This is a genomic window from endosymbiont of Lamellibrachia barhami, from assembly GCF_011947365.2.
Lineage (GTDB): Bacteria > Pseudomonadota > Gammaproteobacteria > Chromatiales > Chromatiaceae > QGON01.
On record NZ_JAAVSH020000007.1, the window covers coordinates 1 to 1,000 of the forward strand.

The window sequence follows — 1,000 nt, forward strand, 5'->3', positions numbered from 1 at the left end:
GAAATCGAAGGCTGGATCAGTGCAGGCCGGATCGAGGTCAATGGGGAGACAGCACAGCTTGGGCAACGGGTGCAGCCAAGTGACCGTATCAAAGTGGATGGACGTCCGGTCTCCAGCAAACGGTTGGCAGCTCCCGAACGTGAAGTGATGATCTACAACAAACCGGAAGGGGAACTGGTTACGCGTAAGGATCCGGAGGGACGCCGCACGGTTTTTGAACATCTGCCACGACTTAAACATGGCCGCTGGATTCCAGTGGGACGGCTGGATCTAAACTCATCCGGCCTGCTGCTGTTGACCACGGATGGCGAACTGGCCAACCGGCTGATGCACCCGAGCCGCCAGGTGGAACGGGAGTATGCGGTGCGCGTCATGGGGCAGGTCACTGAGGATCAACTCAAACGGTTGACTCATGGTGTCGAGCTTGAAGACGGTCCTGCGCGATTCGAGGAGATAGTGGAATCGGGTGGCGACGGCATCAACCGCTGGTATCACGTCGTTATCATGGAGGGGCGCCAGCGGGAAGTGCGCCGTATGTGGGAAGCCGTTGGGGCACAGGTCAATCGCCTGAAGCGCGTACGCTACGGTAGCGTGATGCTCGACAGTGCACTGAAAGTGGGACGTTGGCGCTATCTGAACACAGCGGAATTGAATGAGCTACTGGAAGCAATGGGGCTGGAGCCGGAAAAGCGTCAGCGTGCGCCGCGTTCGGGTGGCGACGATCGGTACAGTGGGAGAACGTCAAAAGACGGGGCACGCCAGCGTCGCGAGGATGGTCCGAAACGTCCCTGGAAAGGCCGTGACAGTGAAAAATCCAAGTCACCACGGCGAAGCGATGGCGAAAGCAGCCCATGGCAACGTAAATCTGCAAAGAAATCCACACCCACAAAACGTCGTGAGGGAACTTCGGATCCCTGGGGACGAAAAAAACGCTAACGTTGGGACTGTCAAAACACTCACTCACCAGAATCTTCGATGCCCTGCTGTCGGCATATGGGCA

The 1,000-nt window shown here is 57.7% G+C and carries 1 protein-coding gene; it reads left to right on the top strand.

The window, feature by feature from the left end:
• Positions 1–936, top strand: a 936-nt coding sequence (gene rluB / locus G9Q73_RS19030) for a 23S rRNA pseudouridine(2605) synthase RluB (protein ID WP_177421542.1), incomplete at its 5' end; no start/stop codon positions are given.
• Between the last annotated feature and the right edge of the window lie 64 nt (positions 937–1,000).